General features: G+C 70.5%; 14 protein-coding genes. 5 read left to right on the forward strand and 9 right to left on the reverse strand.

Features of this window, described 5'->3' with window-relative positions:
- Positions 1-52: 52 nt before the first annotated feature.
- Positions 53-649 carry a hypothetical protein gene (locus L3i22_RS46210; RefSeq protein WP_221323750.1) on the forward strand — a complete coding sequence of 199 codons (597 nt, stop codon included), beginning with the start codon at positions 53-55 and terminating at the stop codon, positions 647-649.
- Positions 646-1,215: a hypothetical protein gene (locus L3i22_RS46215; RefSeq protein WP_221323751.1), complete on the forward strand. Its 570-nt coding sequence runs from the start codon at positions 646-648 to the stop codon at positions 1,213-1,215. Before L3i22_RS46210 ends, L3i22_RS46215 begins: the two co-directional genes overlap by 4 nt.
- A 27-nt stretch (positions 1,216-1,242) precedes the next feature.
- On the opposite strand, the gene L3i22_RS46220 is transcribed toward L3i22_RS46215, so the two are convergent.
- Positions 1,243-2,949, reverse strand: coding sequence for an alpha/beta hydrolase (locus L3i22_RS46220; protein WP_221323752.1), 1,707 nt, complete (start codon positions 2,947-2,949; stop codon positions 1,243-1,245).
- A gap of 154 nt (positions 2,950-3,103) precedes the next feature.
- On the opposite strand from L3i22_RS46220, the gene L3i22_RS46225 reads away from it, so the two are divergent.
- Positions 3,104-4,279, forward strand: a complete 1,176-nt coding sequence (locus tag L3i22_RS46225) for a hypothetical protein (protein ID WP_221323753.1) — start codon at positions 3,104-3,106, stop codon at positions 4,277-4,279.
- Positions 4,280-4,986: 707 nt separating this feature from the next.
- Here L3i22_RS46225 and L3i22_RS46230 read toward each other — a convergent pair.
- Together L3i22_RS46230 and L3i22_RS46235 are read right to left on the reverse strand one after the other, a co-directional pair.
- Positions 4,987-5,881 (reverse strand): IS5 family transposase gene (locus L3i22_RS46230; RefSeq protein ID WP_255657661.1). Its coding sequence is split into 2 segments (ribosomal slippage): positions 4,987-5,415 and positions 5,417-5,881, totalling 894 coding nucleotides; the frame shifts between segments, so codons are not numbered across the junction.
- Positions 5,882-6,076: 195 nt separating this feature from the next.
- Entirely contained in the window at positions 6,077-7,039 is a 963-nt protein-coding gene (locus L3i22_RS46235; RefSeq protein WP_221323754.1) for an SIS domain-containing protein, read from the reverse strand.
- Positions 7,040-7,267: 228 nt separating this feature from the next.
- On the opposite strand from L3i22_RS46235, the gene L3i22_RS46240 reads away from it, so the two are divergent.
- Entirely contained in the window at positions 7,268-8,938 is a 1,671-nt protein-coding gene (locus L3i22_RS46240; protein WP_221323755.1) for a beta-1,3-glucanase family protein, read from the forward strand.
- A gap of 208 nt (positions 8,939-9,146) precedes the next feature.
- Here the strand turns inward: L3i22_RS46240 and L3i22_RS46245 are convergent, their stop codons facing one another.
- Genes L3i22_RS46245 through L3i22_RS46260 form a run of 4 tightly spaced genes read right to left on the reverse strand, consistent with a single transcriptional unit; the run spans position 9,147 to position 13,736 of the window.
- Positions 9,147-10,670, reverse strand: a complete 1,524-nt coding sequence (locus L3i22_RS46245; protein WP_221323756.1) for an alpha-N-arabinofuranosidase — start codon at positions 10,668-10,670, stop codon at positions 9,147-9,149.
- Between the two features lie 20 nt (positions 10,671-10,690).
- Positions 10,691-11,542: a carbohydrate ABC transporter permease gene (locus tag L3i22_RS46250; RefSeq protein WP_255657662.1), complete on the reverse strand. Its 852-nt coding sequence runs from the start codon at positions 11,540-11,542 to the stop codon at positions 10,691-10,693.
- A complete protein-coding gene (locus L3i22_RS46255) occupies positions 11,539-12,456 on the reverse strand; it encodes a carbohydrate ABC transporter permease (RefSeq protein WP_221323757.1) in 918 nt (305 codons plus the stop codon). Before L3i22_RS46255 ends, L3i22_RS46250 begins: the two co-directional genes overlap by 4 nt.
- Positions 12,456-13,736 (reverse strand): ABC transporter substrate-binding protein, encoded by a 1,281-nt coding sequence (locus tag L3i22_RS46260; protein WP_221323758.1) that lies wholly within the window; start codon positions 13,734-13,736, stop codon positions 12,456-12,458. The genes L3i22_RS46255 and L3i22_RS46260 overlap by 1 nt, the downstream gene beginning before the upstream one ends.
- A gap of 251 nt (positions 13,737-13,987) precedes the next feature.
- Between L3i22_RS46260 and L3i22_RS46265 the strand changes: the two genes are divergently transcribed.
- Complete coding sequence (locus tag L3i22_RS46265) at positions 13,988-15,010, forward strand: LacI family DNA-binding transcriptional regulator (protein WP_221323759.1); 1,023 nt, start codon at positions 13,988-13,990, stop codon at positions 15,008-15,010.
- Positions 15,011-15,059: 49 nt separating this feature from the next.
- Here L3i22_RS46265 and L3i22_RS46270 read toward each other — a convergent pair whose 3' ends face one another.
- Positions 15,060-15,389, reverse strand: a complete 330-nt coding sequence (locus tag L3i22_RS46270; RefSeq protein ID WP_221323760.1) for a hypothetical protein — start codon at positions 15,387-15,389, stop codon at positions 15,060-15,062.
- Positions 15,390-15,417: 28 nt separating this feature from the next.
- A complete protein-coding gene (gene ligD / locus L3i22_RS46275) occupies positions 15,418-16,368 on the reverse strand; it encodes a non-homologous end-joining DNA ligase (RefSeq protein ID WP_221323761.1) in 951 nt (316 codons plus the stop codon).
- Positions 16,369-16,376: the final 8 nt, after the last annotated feature.

Here is a 16,376-nt window from a genome sequence, read left to right on the forward strand (position 1 = left end):
GTTGCGGAAACCCGACAGTTCACAACCGCCACATCGGTGCGACGCTGCAAGCATGTCGCCGGTCCGCGCGCTGCCCGCCGAGCTGGGCGCCGTGCGCGCCCTGATCGCCGACGGGTCCGCCGAGATCGTCCGGGCGGCCGGCGACCTCGACCAGTTCTGGATCCGCTCGGCGTGCGACCGGCTCGCCGCGGCCGACGCGGTGCTGGCCGGCGTGCTCAACCGCCGGCCCGCCGCCCTCTCGGTGCTGGCCACGACGATCGGGACGGCCGCGGTGGCGGCGGGGTCGGCCGCGCTCGCCCGGGTGCTCGGCGGCGGCCTGCTCGTGGCGCTCGGGATCGCCGCGCTGGTGCTGATCCCGGTGTGGCTGCGGCCCCGCCGCAGTGCCACGCCCGCGCTCCCGATCGCCTCCGGCCCGCCCGGTCCGGGGCTGACCGGGGTGCCGCTCACCCTGGAACGGGCCCGGGTCCGGCTCGTCTCGGCGAGCCTGCGCCGCGCCGGTCGGGCGAACTGGCGGGCGCCGGCGCTGCGGCGGGCACTGGGCGCCGACCCGGTGCTGGCCCGGCTGGCCGAGGCGGACCTGCTGCTCTGCCAGGCGATCGACTGCCTGGACCGCTACCTCGACGATCTCTCCAAGGGCTGGTCACCGTGATCCGGGACGATCCGTTCGCCGGCGGGGTCGCGCCCCGGCTCCGACGGCTCGACCGGGAGCTGCGCGAGGCGATCACCGACGCGCAGTGCCGGGACTGGACCGCCGACCGCCCGGACCGGGTGGGGTTCGCCCGGCTCGGCCAGGTCCGGCGCGAGGTGGGCCACGCCGCCGCCCGCTACCGGGTGGCCCCGGCCGCCACGGACGGGACGACGCTGCTGGCCGCGCTCCTCGCCGGGGTCCTGGTCGCCGGGCCGCTGCTGCTCCTGGTGCCGGATCCGGCGCGACCGCTGCCGCTGGCCGGGATCGCGGTGGCCGGCGTGTGGGCGGGCTACGCGTTCCGCGCCGGGCTGCGCCGGCTGCGGATCCGCCGGGCCCGGGGTGCGCCGGACCGCGCGGCGCCGATCGACGATCCGTTCCTGTACGCCCGGGCCCGCCGCGCCGTCGAGTCGTGCGCCGCGTCGGCCCGCGCGGACCGCTCCTACCGCCGGCGCGGCGCGGCGACCGACCTGGAGTACGCCCTGGACTGGCTCGCCGCCGCCCAGGAGGAGCTGCCCCGGGTCAGCTGACGCCGCCCGGGGCCCTCCGTCGGTCGGTCAGTGGCCGCCGACCAGGATCGAGGCCGGTCGCGGCGCCACCACCGGCGGCAGTCGCTTCCCGGCCGTGGCGGCCAGCGTGGTCGCCGTCGCCGGGGTGTCACCGGTGTCGATCGGCTCGGTGAACGGCTGGTGCTCGGCGGCGCACACCGTGCCCTTGGCCGGCAGCGCGACGCGCAGCAGGTAGCTGTCGATCGCGTCGGTGGCGCAGACCCCCGTCCCGTACGCGGTGTGCCCCCAGTTGTCGCTGCTGAGCAGCCGCGAGTTGGGCAGTTGCCGGCTCATCGCGACGGACGAGTCGTAGTTGGTCGCCGGGTCCCAGAAGTTCCCGACCAGCAGCACCGGCGCGGACGTCCGCTTGTTGAACGGCCCCCGGTACGCGTCCTCGTCCCGCACCGTCCAGGTGTCCCGGGCGCAGGGCGCGTCCAGATAACCCCAGACCTTCCCGAAGTACGGCGCCTGCCGCTCCCGTGCGGTCGTCGCCGCCGGCCAGCTCGCCGCGTTCCGCGGGTGGGTCCCATCGGTGCAGACCACGCCCATCGTCGACTCGTAGCCGTTGTCGTACGGGAAGTCGTACCCGACCGCCTTGGCCGCCCGGATCCGCCCGAGCACCGCGGCCCGGGCCGCCGTCGCCGGCGAACCGCCCTTGATCAGCGCGGCCGCGTCCGCCGCCAGCTGCATCGTCTCCTCCCCCGCGTAGGGCGAGTAGAGCAGGCTGAGCTCGGCGCCGATGAAGTCCGCGTAGGTGACCTGATAGGTGCCCGAGTCGTCGGTGACCACGATCGGCTTGGCCTTCAGACTCTTGGCGATCGCCGCGAAATTCTTCTCCGGATCCCCGGCCGCGAACGCGCAGTACTTCTCCCCCGCCTTGTCGCAGCGCTTGAAGATCTCCTTCAGCGCCCGATAGGCCCCGTCCGCCGAGTGCAACCGGGCGTCCAGGATCTGGTCGCCGGCCTTCCCCGCGCCGACCCAGGCCCGCGGGTCCAGGTTGCCGTCGATGGCGAGCGCGCGGACCCGGTCCGGGAACAGGTTGGCGTAGTACTCCCCGAGCGCGGTGCCGTAGCTGAAGCCCAGGTAGGTGAGCTTCTTGTCGCCGACGGCGCGGCGCACGACGTCCATGTCCCGGGCGACCTCGGTGGTCGACATCGCGCCGGAGAGTGGTTTGCCGGTGGACGAGCAGGCCTTACCGAGCTCGCGCGCGCCCGCCGCGTACGTCGCCTCTTCCTTCTTTCCCACCGGGAAAGCGACGTTGAGCTTGTCGATCACCGCGGTCTGCGCCTTGACCGACCGGAAGCACTTGATGTTGGCGCTCGCGCCGATCCCGCGCGGGTCGACGCCGACGATGTCGAACTTCTGCAGGATCGACTCGCTGAGGAAGTACGGCGCACTCAGCGCGAAACTGGTGGCCGAGCCGCCCGGCCCACCCGGGTTGACGAACAGGCTGCCGATCCTGTGCTGCTGGTCCTTGGCCTTGACCCGCAGGACCGCGACCTCGGTGGTGGCGCCGTTCGGCCGGTCGTAGTCGAGTGGCAGGCGCACGGTCGCACACTCGGCGATCTCGTAGCACTTGTACCAGCCGAGTCTGGGGGTCGGAACCGCGTCGACCCCGGTTCTCGGAGCGGCGGCCGACGCCGGGACGGACACGCTTGCGGCCAGAGCGATGCCGGTGATCCCGGCGGCCACGAGGCGTGATCTCGAGAGGTGCATGCAGAGCCCCTTTCTCACGAGGCTCGCATCGTAGAACTCCGATGCACGTATTGTCCGTCCTATGAAGATCATCCCCCGGTGCCGCAGTCCCGTCCGGCCGGGAACCGCCCCCCGTGGGTGACGGACCACCGCCGGCATTTGGCACAGTGGACTCATGCTGACCGACGTGGACCTCCCCGCGCCCGGACTGCTCTGGACCCGCTGGGCGGCGCTGAGCGCCGCGATGACCGGGATCGACCGTGGTGAGCCGTGGTCCATCGACGAGCGCGGCGCACGGCACGACGCCCCGGACACCGGCTGGGCCCGCTTCGCTCTGCTCGACGGCCGGCGCGCGGTGCTCTACGGAGCGCATCGCGACCACCACGCGACGGTCTCCACCGACCCGGCCGCGGACCCGCTGACCGGCGCACCGGACTGGCTGCCCTGGGCCGACCTGACCCCGCTGGCCGAGAGCGATCAGCTGGGCTTCGTGATCTGGCACGAGAGCGGCCGCTGGTCCCGGGTGCGGTACCACCATCGCTACGAGGACGGCCTGGCCGAGGTGCTGGCGCCGCTGCTGACCGAGGAGCAGACCGTCACCGTGCTGCGCGGCCCGCACACCCCGACCGGCCCGCGCGCCGCCCGCAAGATCGCCGCCGACCTGCTGCACGCCGCGATCCGCGGCGAGGTCGACGCCGGGCACCTCACCGCGCTGCTCGGCGGCGACGCGGCGATCGAGGCCGCGCTCGCCGCCGCGGGCCGGGGCGGGATCACCCCGGGCACCCGGCCGCCGCGGATCGCCCCCGGGCAGCGGCCGCCGATGCGCCGGGTTCGCCGGATCAGCCAGGGCGAACACGACCGGCTGGTCTGGTCCGCCATGCACGACGCGGCCGAGCTGCGCCGGCCCGCCCCGCCGGACACCGACGAGCTCGGCACGCTGGTGAGCTGGCTGCGGGAACGCGCGCCGGCCGGGGACGGGCGGTGCTCACTGCTGGTCTACGCGGACGCGACCAGCTTCAGCGCCCAGCCCGGCGACCACCCGCCGGCCGACCGCCCGGACGAGGAGCGCTACGCGGCGTTCCGCCGGCTCACCGAGCTGGTCCGGACGCTGCGCCGGGCCGAGTCCGACCCCCGTTACGGCCGCTGGCTGTTCCTGCGCATCGAGACGTCCGCGACCGGCTACGAGATCGACCGGTCCTACGACTCGTGGCCGGCCTGGTGGCACGACGACGGCGTCTCCGGCCCGTGGCGCACCAACCTGCAGGAGGAGATGGACGGCCGCCACGCCAAGTGGCGTCCCGCATGGACTCCGCTGCTCGACCCCGAGGTCGCCTACCGCCCGATCTCCTGATCAAACCCAAGATCAAATTCTTTATTGCCTCGGCTGCGGCCAATAACTGATCGTCGCTCCCGCGGGGACCCTTCCGGGCCCCGCAGGGCGCCGGGGCGCCCAAAACGCGAGGCCCTCCAGGGCGATGTCCGAGGGTGGTTGCGCTCTACCCCAAGATCCGAACCCGCGCCCTCGTCGTGCAGCCAGTCGACGAACGTGGGAGTTATCCACACCGATGGGTTATCCACAGGCCTCAAACACGATCTTGGCGAATCGCGCGACAATTACGTCAGAGGCGGTGGCCCCCCTCAGGGAGGGCGGGACCTGCTCTTTTACGGGGCCGGGCACTTTTCCACCTATGGCGCGGCCCAGGGGCACAGCGGGGCGCGGGCCGGGGGCACAGCTGGCGTGACCCAGGACCACAACCGGCGCGACCCAGGGGCACAGCGCCCGGCACGCTCCCGGCGCTCAGTGCTGTTCGAGCACGCGGGGCAGCCTGGACCGTGAGCACGCGGGGGAAGCCCGCACGGCCGGCCAGGACCGCGAGCATCGGGCCGCGACCAGGCGGCGGCGCGCTGCGGGCCCGGGTGAGCGAAGGCCGCGGCGCGCTGCCGGCCCGGGCGAACGAGGGCGGTGGCGCACTGCTGGCCCGAGCGAACGAGGGCGATGGCGCGCTAGGCCCGAGCGAACGAGGGCGGCGGCGCGCTAGGGCGTGTTTCATAAGCAGGTCAGAGCCATTCGCAGATGATGGTGATGGTCAGGACTGCCTGGTAGCGGACGGCGAGTTTGTCGTAGCGGGTCGCGACGCCGCGGTGGCGTTTGAGGCGGTTGATGCCGCATTCGACGGCGTGGCGTTGCCGGTAGACGAGCCGGTCGAAAGCGGGTGGCCGGCCGCCTTTGCGGCCTTTGGCTTTGCGGTGGGCGTCCTGGTCACTCTTACTGGGAATGCACGCCCGGATTCCGCGTTTGCGCAGGTAGGAACGGTTTTCTTTCGAGGTGTAGGCCTTGTCGGCGAGGACCGTGTCGGGGCGGGTCCGGGGCCGGCCACCGCCGGGCCGGCCGACCCGGATCCTGGACAGGACCGGGATGAACTGCGGACTGTCCCCGCACTGCCCGGCGGTCACGATGAACGCCATGACCTTCTGCCCCTGCTCACAAGGCCAGATGCGTCTTGGTGGTCAACCCGCCCCGCGACCGCCCCAGGCCGTGATCATCAGGTTCGGTGTGCACGCCGCCGGGCGGCTCCTTCTGCAACTGCCCGTCGCGGCGAGCACCGGCCGCGTGCTGATGGGCGCGGCTGGTCATCGAGTCGAGGCTGATGTCCCAGCGGATCCGGCCGGCCGCATCGGCATGGGCCTGCAGAGCGGCCAGGATGCTGTCCCAGGTGCCGTCGCGTTGCCAGCGGCGAAACAGTCCATAGACGGTAGGCCAGGGCGGATAGACGGCGGCGACGTCCCGCCACGGAGCCCCGTTCCGGATCCGCCAGCGGATCCCGTTGATGAGCTGCCGTTTCGTCCACTTCGGCGGCCGCCCGTTCCCCGACACGGCAGGCAGCAACGGAGCAAGCCGCTGCCACTGAGCGTCGGTGAGGTCATGCCGCGTCGTCACCGCTAAGGTGGCCACGAGGTCTCCGGTATGAAGTTCTAGCTTGGTCGCTGAACCACTTACCGGAGACCTCTTCAGTTATCGATGACCGCCACGCCGTGACCCTCACCGGCAAAACCCAACTTCTAAAACACGCCCTAGGCCCGGGCGAACGAGGGCGGCGGCGCGCTACAGGCCCGGGCGAACGAGGGCGGCGGCGGCCGGGGGCGGAGGTCAGCCGATGCGCCAGAGGGGTTTGTCGGCCCAGGCGCCGGTGATCGCGACGTCCGCGTCCTGGCCGCGCATCCGGGCGAAGCGCAGCGCCAGCATCTGGAGCCGGACCGTCATCGGGATCTGGGCCAGCAGGTCCGGCAGGCCGAGGTCCGGTTCGACCAGGGTGGACACCGGGATGTGCTCCCGGCGGGCGGCCTCGGCGACCGCGGCGGTCAGGCCGTCCGGGTCGGCGGACGGCTGCAGGACCAGCAGCGAGTCGGCGGCCGTGTAGGGCACCGCCGCGCCGTGCAGCAGGCGTTCCGGGTCGAAGCCCTCGCAGAGCATCCGGGCGCCCTCGCGGATCTTGAGCGCGCCCTCCCGGGCGGTCACCGACCACGCGCTGGGGCCGGTGATCGCCATCGCCCGGCCGGGGATCGGGACGCCGGCCAGCCCGGGGAAGCCGAGCACCGCCCGGATCCGCTCGGCGGTCGCGCGGATCGCGGCCTTGCCCAGGCCGGGAGCGCCGAGGTGGTGCGCGAGCTGGGCGAGCACGGTCAGCGCGGCGGTGTAGCTGACGGTGTACGTCTCGGACGCCTCGACCACCGGCGTCCGGATCGCGTCCGGGATCTCGATCGTCTCCGGGCCGGTGATCGTGACCAGCGGCAGGCCCGCGTCCAGCGCGATCCGCCGGGCCCGCAGCGCGTACGGCGTCTCCCCGGTATGCGTGATCACGATGACCGCGTCCCCACCCCGGACCAGGCGTGGCGTGAACTGCGAGGCCGGCACCCAGCGGGCGTCGCGCCCCGCGTCGAGCAGCGCGTGCGCGCCCAGCTCGGCGGCGTGCTGGCTGGTGCCGGTGCCGACCAGCCAGATCCGGGAGGCCGGGTCGAGCAGCTCGGCCGGTTTCGCGGTCGGCGCCGGGTCGGCGAGGGCGTCCAGGGCGGCCGGCTGCGCGGCGATCATCGCGTCGAGTGCGGTGGTCATCCGATCTCCTGCTGACGGCGGATTCGGTGGTGGCACGGGGCGGTGGCACGTAGAACGCGTGCGGACAGCCCCGGTGCAGCGCTGAAACCGTACGATAGCCCGTCCGTACGCGTTCGTGCAGTCCCGCTCAAGAAAAATCTCCGGGGAAAGTGTTATCCATTCCCGGGAAAGTCGTCGACGTTAAAGGAACCTTAAACAACAGGCGGGAATCCGGACCGGCTTCACATAATGAAGGCCCCGTCCACCTTCCCCCGGAGGCGATTGTCAATGCGCCGGAAAAGAACGTTGTTGCTCGCCTCGCTGGCGACCGTAGCTGCGGTGGGCACCGCCTGGATCGCGCTGCCCGCGTCGGCCGCCGCGGCCACGGCGACCCTGCGTACGGTGTCCGACTGGGGCACCGGCTGGCAGGACGAGGTGGTCGTGAGCAACGGCGGAACCTCCGCCATGACCGCTTGGAAAGTCGAATTCGACCTGCCCGCCGGGGCGACCGTCGGCAGTTTCTGGGAAACCGACATGACGGCCAGCGGCAGTCACCGCACATTCACGAATCGTAGTTGGAACGGCGCCATTCCGGTCGACGGAAAGGTGACGTTCGGATTCGTCGGCGCCGGTGGCCAGCCGGTCAACTGCAAGCTCAACGGCCAGCCCTGCGGCGACGCCGGGGCGACCGCGCCGACGGTGCCGGCCACCACCGCGCCGACCGTCACGCCGACCCGGACCGTGACCGTGGCCCCGACGACCGCCGCGCCCACCGCGACCGCGACCGCGACGAAGACCGCCACCAAGGAGGCGACCGTCCCGCCGCGGGAGGACACCCTCCCGGTCACGGTCACCAACAAGACCGGCCGCGGCGACGCGGTCCACCTGTACGTGCTCGGCGTCAACCTGGACACCGGCAAGCTCGGCTACGTGAACCAGGCCGGCGCGTTCACCGCGTGGTCCGGTGGCGCGGCCACCCCGGTCCCGGCGCCGGACGTCTCGATCAACGGCCCGGCGAACGGCGGCAGCACCACGATCCGGGTGCCGCGGAACCTGTCCGGCCGGCTCTACTTCTCCTTCGGTCAAAAGCTGGACTTCCGGCTGACCACGGACGGCCTGGTCCAGCCCGCGCCGTGGGCCGGCGGCGACCCGAACCACGACATCCTGTTCGACTGGAGCGAGTTCACCGTCAACTCGTCCGGCCTGTGGCTGAACAGCTCCCAGGTGGACATGTTCGCGATCCCGCACATCGTCAGCGTCACCGGCGGCAGCGGCACGACCAGCTCGACCGGTGAGGTCGTCGCGAACGGCCGGCAGAAGGTGATCAACGCGATCAAGGCGGACGGTGACTTCGCCAAGAGCGTCGTGACCCGGGCGGACGGGACGGTCCTGCGGGTGCTCGCCCCCGGCAAGGCGGCCGACGCCGGCCTGATGAGCCCGACCTATCTGGACTCGTACATCAACAGTGCCTGGAACGCGTACAGCTCGAAGAACCTGACCGTGACGCCGTTCACCGACCAGCCGAGCGTCAAGTACACCGGCCGGACCGCGGGCACCGTGATGAGCTTCACCGACACGTCCGGCAAGGTGGTCGCGTCGTTCACGAAGCCGTCCACGGCCAACGTCTGGGGCTGCGACGGCGCCCTCGGCGCACCGAACGACCAGGTCGTCGGCCCGATCGCCCGGACCCTGTGCGCCGCGATGCAGCGGACCACGCTGGGCCGGCTCGACACGCAGCCCAGTGGCACGGCGGCCGACTTCTACCAGGGCAGCCCGGCCAACCTGTACGCCAAGGTGATCCACGCGAACATGGTCGACGGCAAGGCCTACGCGTTCGCCTTCGACGACGTGCAGAACCAGGAGTCCCTGGTCCACGACGGCGACCCGCGCACCGCCGCGATCACGTTCAGCCCGTTCTGACCCGCAGCTCCACAGCGAGGCCCGCCGCATCCCGCGGCGGGCCTCGTTCCGGTTTTGCGGGTTGAACCGCAACCACCCGCGGACGTCGCCCTTTCGGGCCTCGCGTTCTTGGGCGCCCCGCGCCCTGCGAGGCCCGGAAGGGTCCCCGCGGGAGCGACGATCAGTTATCGGCCGCAGCCGAGGCAAGAAAGAATTTGATCTTGAAGGATCAGCGGGTCAGGCGGAGGGCCGTCCAGGAGACGTGGGGCAGGGCGAGGGTGACCGTGGCGCCGTCGGTGGTGACCGCGCCGCCCGCGAGGTCGGCGGTCGGGCGGAGGGTGACGCGGTCCGGCTCGTCCCGGGTGTTGGCGGCGCGGACGTCGTCATCGGTCAGGGTGACCGATTCGGCGACCGACAGGCCGGCGCCGAAAGCGGACAGGTCCACGGTCAGCTCGACCGGCTCGGACGTGGACCGGTTGACCACGAAGAGCGTGACGTCGCCGGTCGCCGGGTCGTGCGTGGCGACCGCGTCGACCAGGTCGGCCTCGCCGTATTTCGCGGTCTGATAGGTCGGGCTGTCGATCCGGGTCTCCAGCACATCGCCCTTGGCCAGCGCGGACGTGACGGCGAACGGGTGGAAGATGGTCTGCCGCCAGGCCGGGCCGCCGGGCTCGGTCATGATCGGGGCGATCACGTTGACCAGCTGGGCCTGGCAGGCGGCGGTGACCCGGTCGCTGTGCCGGAGCAGCGAGATCAGCAGGTTGCCGACCACCACCGCGTCGGCCACGTTGTACTGGTCCTCGATGACCCGCGGGGCGACCTCCCACTCGTTCGGGAGCGGCGCGTTCTGGAACCGGGACAGGTACCAGACGTTCCACTCGTCGAACGAGAGGTTGATCTTCTTCTTGCTCTTCAGGCGCGCGCCGACCGCGTCCGCGGTGGCCACGATGCTGTTCACGAAGTGATCCATGTCGGACGCGCTGGCCAGGAATGACCCGAGGTCGCCGTCGTGCTCCTCGTAGTACGCGTGGCAGGAGACGTACTCGACCACGTCGTACGCGTGCTCCAGCACCGTCGACTCCCACGCGCCGAAGGTCGGCATCGACGAGCTGGAGCTGCCGCAGGCGACGAGCTCCAGGTCCGGCTCGGCGGACTTCAGCGCCCGCGCGGTGGACGCGGCGAGCAGGCCGTACTCCTCGGCGGTCTTGTGCCCGGTCTGCCACGGCCCGTCGAGCTCGTTGCCGAGGCACCAGAGCTTGATCCCGTACGGCTTCTCGGCCCCGTTCGCCCGCCGCCGCTCGGAGAGCTCGGTGCCCTCCGGGTGGTTGATGTACTCGTGCACGTCCAGCGCCTCCTGGACGCCGCGGGTGCCGAGGTTGACCGCGTACATGATCTCGACGTCGGCCTTCGCCGCCCACTTGGCGAACTCGTCGATGCCGACCTCGTTCGTCTCGATGCTGCGCCAGGCCAGGTCACGGCGGCGCGGGCGCTTCTCGACCGGGCCGACGCCGTCCTCCCAGCGGTAGCCGGAGACGAAGTTGCCACCGGGGTAGCGGATCATCGAGACCCCGAGCTCGCGGGCCAGCGCCAGCACGTCGGTGCGGAAACCGTCCTCGTCGGCGCTCGGGTGGCCCGGCTCGTAGATTCCGGTGTAGACGCAGCGGCCCATGTGCTCGACGAACGAGCCGAAGGTCCGGCGGTTGACGGGCGCCACGACGGCAGCCGGATTCAATGCGACATGCGCACGAAACATGTGTTTTCCCTTTAAAAAGGCTACTTGACGGCGCCGATGGTCAAGCCACCGCGCCAGTAACGCTGAAGAAGGAGGAAGGCGGCGACCAGCGGCACGATGGCCACCAGCGCGCCCGTCACGATCACGTTGAAGAGGGCCTCGCCGCCGTTGCCGATCGTCGCCGACATGTACCAGGTGCGCAGGCCGACCGTGAGCGGGAAGAGATGGTCGTCGCTGAGCATCACCAGGGGCAGGAAGAAGTTGTTCCACGACGCGACCATCGAGAACAGCAGCACGGTGACCAGGGCCGGGCGCATCGCCGGCAGGGCCACGCTGGTGAACACCCGCAGCTCGCCGGCGCCGTCGATGCGGGCCGCCTCGAGCATCTCGTCCGGCAGCGACTCGTGGGTGTAGACCCGGAGCAGGTAGACGCCGAACGGGTTCAGCAGCGACGGCAGGATCACCGCCCAGATCGAGTCGACCAGTCCGGCCTGCGACATCAGCAGGTAGGTGGGCAGCACCAGCGCCGTCCCCGGGACCATGATCAAACCCAACAACAGAGCAAACAATTTGGTACGACCGGGAAAGCGCAACTTCGCGAACGCGTACCCGGCGAGCGCCGAGACGATCGTCGCGCCGACGCCGCTGACCACCGCGTACAGCGCGGAGTTCCGCAGCCAGACCAGGTAGATCCCGTTCTCCTGGGAGAACACCGTCTTCAGGTTGTCGATCAGGTGGAAGTCGGAGAACCACAGCGGCGCGGAGAGGAACAGCCCGTCGTTGTCCTTGGTCGCGGCGACCAGCAGCCACCAGAACGGCAGCAGGAAGTAGATCGCCATCACGCCCATGACGATGTGCGGCACAATTCCGGCGCGCTCGGTCTTGCTGTTCACAGCGCGCTCCGTTTCCTGGTCGCGAAGAGGAAGATGTACGACCCGACGAAGACCACCGCACCGAGCAGGAACGAGATCGCGGCCGAGTAGTTGTACTGCTGGAACGAGAACGCCTGGTTGAACGCGTACACGTTGGGTGTGTAGTGCTGGGTGATCGAGCCCGGGTTGAGCGGCTGCAGGATCAGCGGCTCGGTGAAGAACTGCAGCGTCCCGAGGATCGTGAAGAGCGTGGCCAGGACGATCGCCGAGGAGATCATCGGGGTCTTGATCCGCCAGGCGATCTGGGCCGGGCCGGCGCCGTCGATCCGCGCCGACTCGTAGACCTCCCGGGGCAGGCCCTGCAGCGCCGCGTACAGCACGATCATGTTGTAGCCGGCCCACTGCCAGGTCACCACGTTGCCGAGCGAGGCCAGCACGACGTTGCTGGACAGGAAGTCGATGTGCAGCACCGAGCTCAGCGGCCCGGTGTCCCGGCTGTACAGGAAGCCCCACATCAGCGTGCCGATGACGACCGGCACGGCGTACGGCACGAAGGCCGCGAGCCGGAAGAACCGGGAGAACCGCGAGGTCGCGTGGTCGATCAGCAGGGCCGCGAGCAGCGCGAGCCCGATCATCACCGGCGTCTGCACCAGCCCGAACAGGATCACCCGCAGCACACCCTCGCGGACCAGCGGGTCCTTGAACGCCTGGGTGTAGTTCTCGAAGAGGGCGAAGTGCTCCCCCTCGATCAGGGTGGACCGGTAGAGGCTGAGCTTGAACGCGTACGCCATCGGCAGCAGCAGGAACGCGACCAGCAGGATGACGAACGGCAGCACGAACAACCAGCCGGTCGCGGCCTCTCGGCCCCGCTTGAAGCGGGGGGCGGGACCCGCGACCGCCGAAGCGGCCGCGGACCGGGTTTCCACCTGCGTCATTACTGGACCTTGAAGCCCTGCTGGGTGGCGTACTGGGTGATGTTGGCCTGGGCCGTGTCCAGCGCCGCGGTCCAGGACGTCTTCTTCTCGATGGCGCCGTTGATCCCGGTCGTCAGCTGGTTGAAGTTGTAGCTGTTGAACGGGCTCCAGGCGAACGGCGCGATCTGCTTGTAGGCCGGGACGAAGACGTCGTTCACGGTCTGACCGCCGAAGAAGTCGTACTTCTTCTTCAGGAACGCCTCGGACTCGAGGACCGGGGTCGCGGTCGGGAACAGGTAGGCCTCGTCGATGCCGATCTTCCAGGCGTCGGTGTTCTTCGCGCCGTAGATCTCCATCGCCACCTTGGTGGCCGCCTCCGGGTTCTTCGCCTGGTCGGTCACCGCGAACGACGAGCCACCCCAGTCACCCTGCACGTTCGCACCGGCGGTCCACTGCGGCAGCGGGGCCGCGCGCCACTTGCCGGCGGTCGTCTTGGCGACGCTGGCCAGGTAGCCCGGGCCCCAGCCGGCGGCCAGATAGGTGACGTACTTGCCGGTGCCGAGGCCGTTGTAGAAGTCGGTCGTGCCGTACGCCTTGGTGTCGGCGAGGCCCGAGTTGACCATGCCCTCCCAGTACGTCGCGACCTGCTTGGCGCCGGCGTCGTTGACCGACACGCCGATGTTCGACGGGTTCGCCGGGTCGTACGTGTACGGCTTGCTGCCGGCCTGCCACATCAGACCGGTCATGAAGCCGCCGTCGTTGCCGCCGAAGTCGGTCATGAACGCCTTGCCCGCGGCCGCCGTCTTCAGCTTCTCGGCCTGCGCCTTGTACTCGTCCCAGGTCTTCGGGATGGTCAGGCCGTACTGCTTGAAGAGGTCCTCGCGGTAGAGCATCGCCATCGGGCCGGCGTCGACCGGGATCGCGTACACCTTGTCGCCCTGGCTGACCTGCTTCCAGGCCCAGTCGACGTAGCTGGACTTGAGGTCGTTGGCGCCGTACTTGCCCATGTCGACCAGGTGCTTGGTGAGCTGGTAGGTGGGCAGTTCCTGGAACTCGAGCATGACCACGTCGGGCGCGCCCTTGCCGGCCTTCAGCGCGGTCTGGAGCTTGGTGTACTCGTCCTGGCCGGCGCCGGCGTTGGTCCATTCGATCTTGAGGTCGGTGTGGGTCTTGTTGAACAGGTCGACGACGCCCTGGAAGGCCGGGTACCACGCCCAGACCTTGACGGTCACCGGGCCGGAGGCCTGGTCGGTGCCGGCGTCGGAGCCACTGCTGCAGGCGGCGAGAGTCAGTGCGGTCACAGCCGCAACCGCGGCTGCGGCGGTCCGCCGTACACTAAACTTTCTGACGTTCACTGGGTCCTCACAAGATTAAGTGATGGGTCAGAAGCCGGCCTCCGGTGCTGGCACACCGGGGGTCGGCAAATCAGCTCTTCATCTGTTGCTCGCGTTGGTTGCTACGCTTTTGCAGCGCTGCAAAACAGCATGCACGGACGTCCAAACGACGGCAAGGGGTAACCTGCCGGAAACTTGGCGCGGGCAGAGGGGGCACATTGCGTCGAGAAGTCACGCTACGTGACGTGGCGGAGCTGGCCGGGGTTTCCAGTCGAACCGTCTCCAACGTGGTCAACGGGTACGCGAACGTCACCGAACGGACCCGTGTCCGGGTTCAGCGCGCGGTGGAGGAGCTCGGCTACCGGCCCAACGTGCTGGCGCGCAACCTGGCGCAGGGACGTTCCGGGCAAATCGCGCTGGTGGTGCCGTACCTCGACACGCCGTACTTCTCGGAGTTACTGCAGAGCGTGATAAGAGCGGCCCGGGCCGGCGGCTATAACGTTTTGATCGACCAGACCGACGGCGACCCGGAACACGAGCGCGCGTTCATCGCCCACGGCTCCCGCCGGCTGCTCTTCGACGGGATCATCTTCAGCCCGCTCGGCCTCGACCAGAAGGCCCTCGCCGAGCACGATCCGAACCTGCCGCTGGTCGTCCTCGGCGAGCGGTCCAGCGACGGCACGTTCGACCACGTCGGCATCGACGACGTGGCCGCGTCCCGGCAGGCCACCGAGCACCTGCTCGACCTGGGACGACGCCGGCCGGCCGCGATCGGCGACCAGCCGTACGCCACCGGCGAGGCCGCCCAGCTGCGCACCCAGGGCTTCCGCGAGGCGCACCTGGCGCGCGGCCTGACCCCCCGGGAAGACCTGATCATCGGCACGCCCCGGTTCAACCGGAAGGACGGCGCGCAGGCGATGGCGTTCCTGCTCGACCGGGAGGACCCGCCGGACGCGGTGTTCTGCTACTCCGACCTGGTCGCGCTCGGCGCCATCCACACCCTGATCAGCCGGGGGCTGCGGGTGCCCGAGGACGTCGCGGTGATCGGCTACGACGACATCGAGGACGGCGCCTACTCCAACCCGTCGGTCAGCACCATCTCCCCGGACAAGGAGATGATCGCGACCTCGGCCGTCGAGCGCCTGCTCCTGCGGATCGGCAGCGCCACCCCACCCCCGGCGGTCGAACTACGCGCCCCGCACAAACTGATCATCCGCGAGAGCACCGCCGGGCGCCGATAACCGAACTTCGCACCTCGATCGCCAGGTGCGAAGTTCGGTGTGAGCGCCGTCAGCAGCCCAGGGGGAGGCCGCGGACGTAGAACGCCTCGGCGGTCAGGACCGCGGCCGTGATCAGGGCGCCGGTCGTCCAGCCCAGCAGCACGCCGGGCCAGGCGCCGGTGCCGCGGGTCCGCCACAGGCCGGACAGCAGCAGCAGGCTCAGCCCCGCCACGACGAACAGGAAGGCCGTGACCCAGCCGCCGGCCGCCCCGTCGGCCCGGCTGCACGAGCCGGCGGTGGCCTCGGCGCCGTGGATCAGAATGACCGCGGCGACCAGGAGGACGGCGGCGCGCACGAGAATCCCCCGGCCGGCTCGTATCTGCTTCGCTCTGTCATGCATCGGGCGATCATGCCAGGCCGGTCAAGGATCACTGCTCCGCCGGGGTCTCCAGGCCTGCCGACTCGTCCCGGTCGGCCCACTCCAGCAGCGGCGTTATGTCGTGTTCCACCGCGTCGATCCCGGCATGCAGGTCGCCGAGCTCGGCGAAGCGCGCGGGCACCGTCCGGATCGTGAACGCCTGCGGGTCGACCGACGCGATCTCGTCCCAGGTGATCGGCGTCGACACGGTCGCCCGCGGGACGCCGCGGACCGAGTACGCGCTGGCGATGGTGTGGTCCCGCGCGTTCTGGTTGTAGTCGATGAACAGCGCCTTCGGGTCCCGGTCCTTGCGCCACCAGGTGGTGGTGACCTGCTCGGGGGCCCGGCGCTCCACCTCGCGGGCGAAGGCCAGCGCCGCCCGGCGCACGTCGGAGAAGCCCCACCGCGGCTCGATCCGCACGTAGATGTGCAGGCCCTTGCCGCCGGACGTCTTCGGGAAGCCGGCGATGCCCAGCTCGTCGAGCACCTCCCGGACGACCGGGGCGACCGTGCGGACCGTGTCGAACGGGCAGTCCGGCATCGGGTCCAGGTCGATCCGCCACTCGTCGGGCTTCTCGGTGTCCGCCCGCCGGGAGTTCCACGGATGGAACTCCACGGTGGACATCTGGACCGCCCAGATCACGTCGGCCGGCTTGGTCACGCACAGCTCGTCGGCGTGCCGGTTATAGCGCGGGAAGTTCACCCGGACCGTCTCCAGCCAGGGTGGCGCGCCGTTCGGCACCCGTTTCTGGTGCACCTTCTCGCCGGCCAGGCCGTCCGGGAAGCGGTGCAGCATGCACGGGCGCTCGCGCAGCGCGCGGACGATCCCGTCGCTCACCGCCAGGTAGTACTCGACCAGGTCGAGCTTGGTGGCGCCGAGCTCCGGGAAGTAGATCCGGTCCGGGTTGGAGACGCGGACGTCGTGGTCGCCGACTTCGATGACGGTGGCTTTACCGGCCATGCGTCGAA

The sequence above is a fragment of the Actinoplanes sp. L3-i22 genome (genome assembly GCF_019704555.1).
Classification (GTDB): domain Bacteria; phylum Actinomycetota; class Actinomycetes; order Mycobacteriales; family Micromonosporaceae; genus Actinoplanes.

Excerpts from the sequence above, each read along its gene's own strand:
- L3i22_RS46210 (WP_221323750.1), top strand. The coding sequence starts at position 53 with ATGTCGCCGGTCCGCGCGCTGCCCGCCGAGCTGGGCGCCGTGCGCGCC.
- L3i22_RS46220 (WP_221323752.1), bottom strand. The coding sequence starts at position 2,949 with ATGCACCTCTCGAGATCACGCCTCGTGGCCGCCGGGATCACCGGCATC.
- L3i22_RS46225 (WP_221323753.1), top strand. The coding sequence starts at position 3,104 with ATGCTGACCGACGTGGACCTCCCCGCGCCCGGACTGCTCTGGACCCGC.
- L3i22_RS46235 (WP_221323754.1), bottom strand. The coding sequence starts at position 7,039 with ATGACCACCGCACTCGACGCGATGATCGCCGCGCAGCCGGCCGCCCTG.
- L3i22_RS46240 (WP_221323755.1), top strand. The coding sequence starts at position 7,268 with ATGAAGGCCCCGTCCACCTTCCCCCGGAGGCGATTGTCAATGCGCCGG.
- L3i22_RS46245 (WP_221323756.1), bottom strand. The coding sequence starts at position 10,670 with ATGTTTCGTGCGCATGTCGCATTGAATCCGGCTGCCGTCGTGGCGCCC.
- L3i22_RS46255 (WP_221323757.1), bottom strand. The coding sequence starts at position 12,456 with ATGACGCAGGTGGAAACCCGGTCCGCGGCCGCTTCGGCGGTCGCGGGT.
- L3i22_RS46270 (WP_221323760.1), bottom strand. The coding sequence starts at position 15,389 with ATGCATGACAGAGCGAAGCAGATACGAGCCGGCCGGGGGATTCTCGTG.
- ligD (WP_221323761.1), bottom strand. The coding sequence starts at position 16,368 with ATGGCCGGTAAAGCCACCGTCATCGAAGTCGGCGACCACGACGTCCGC.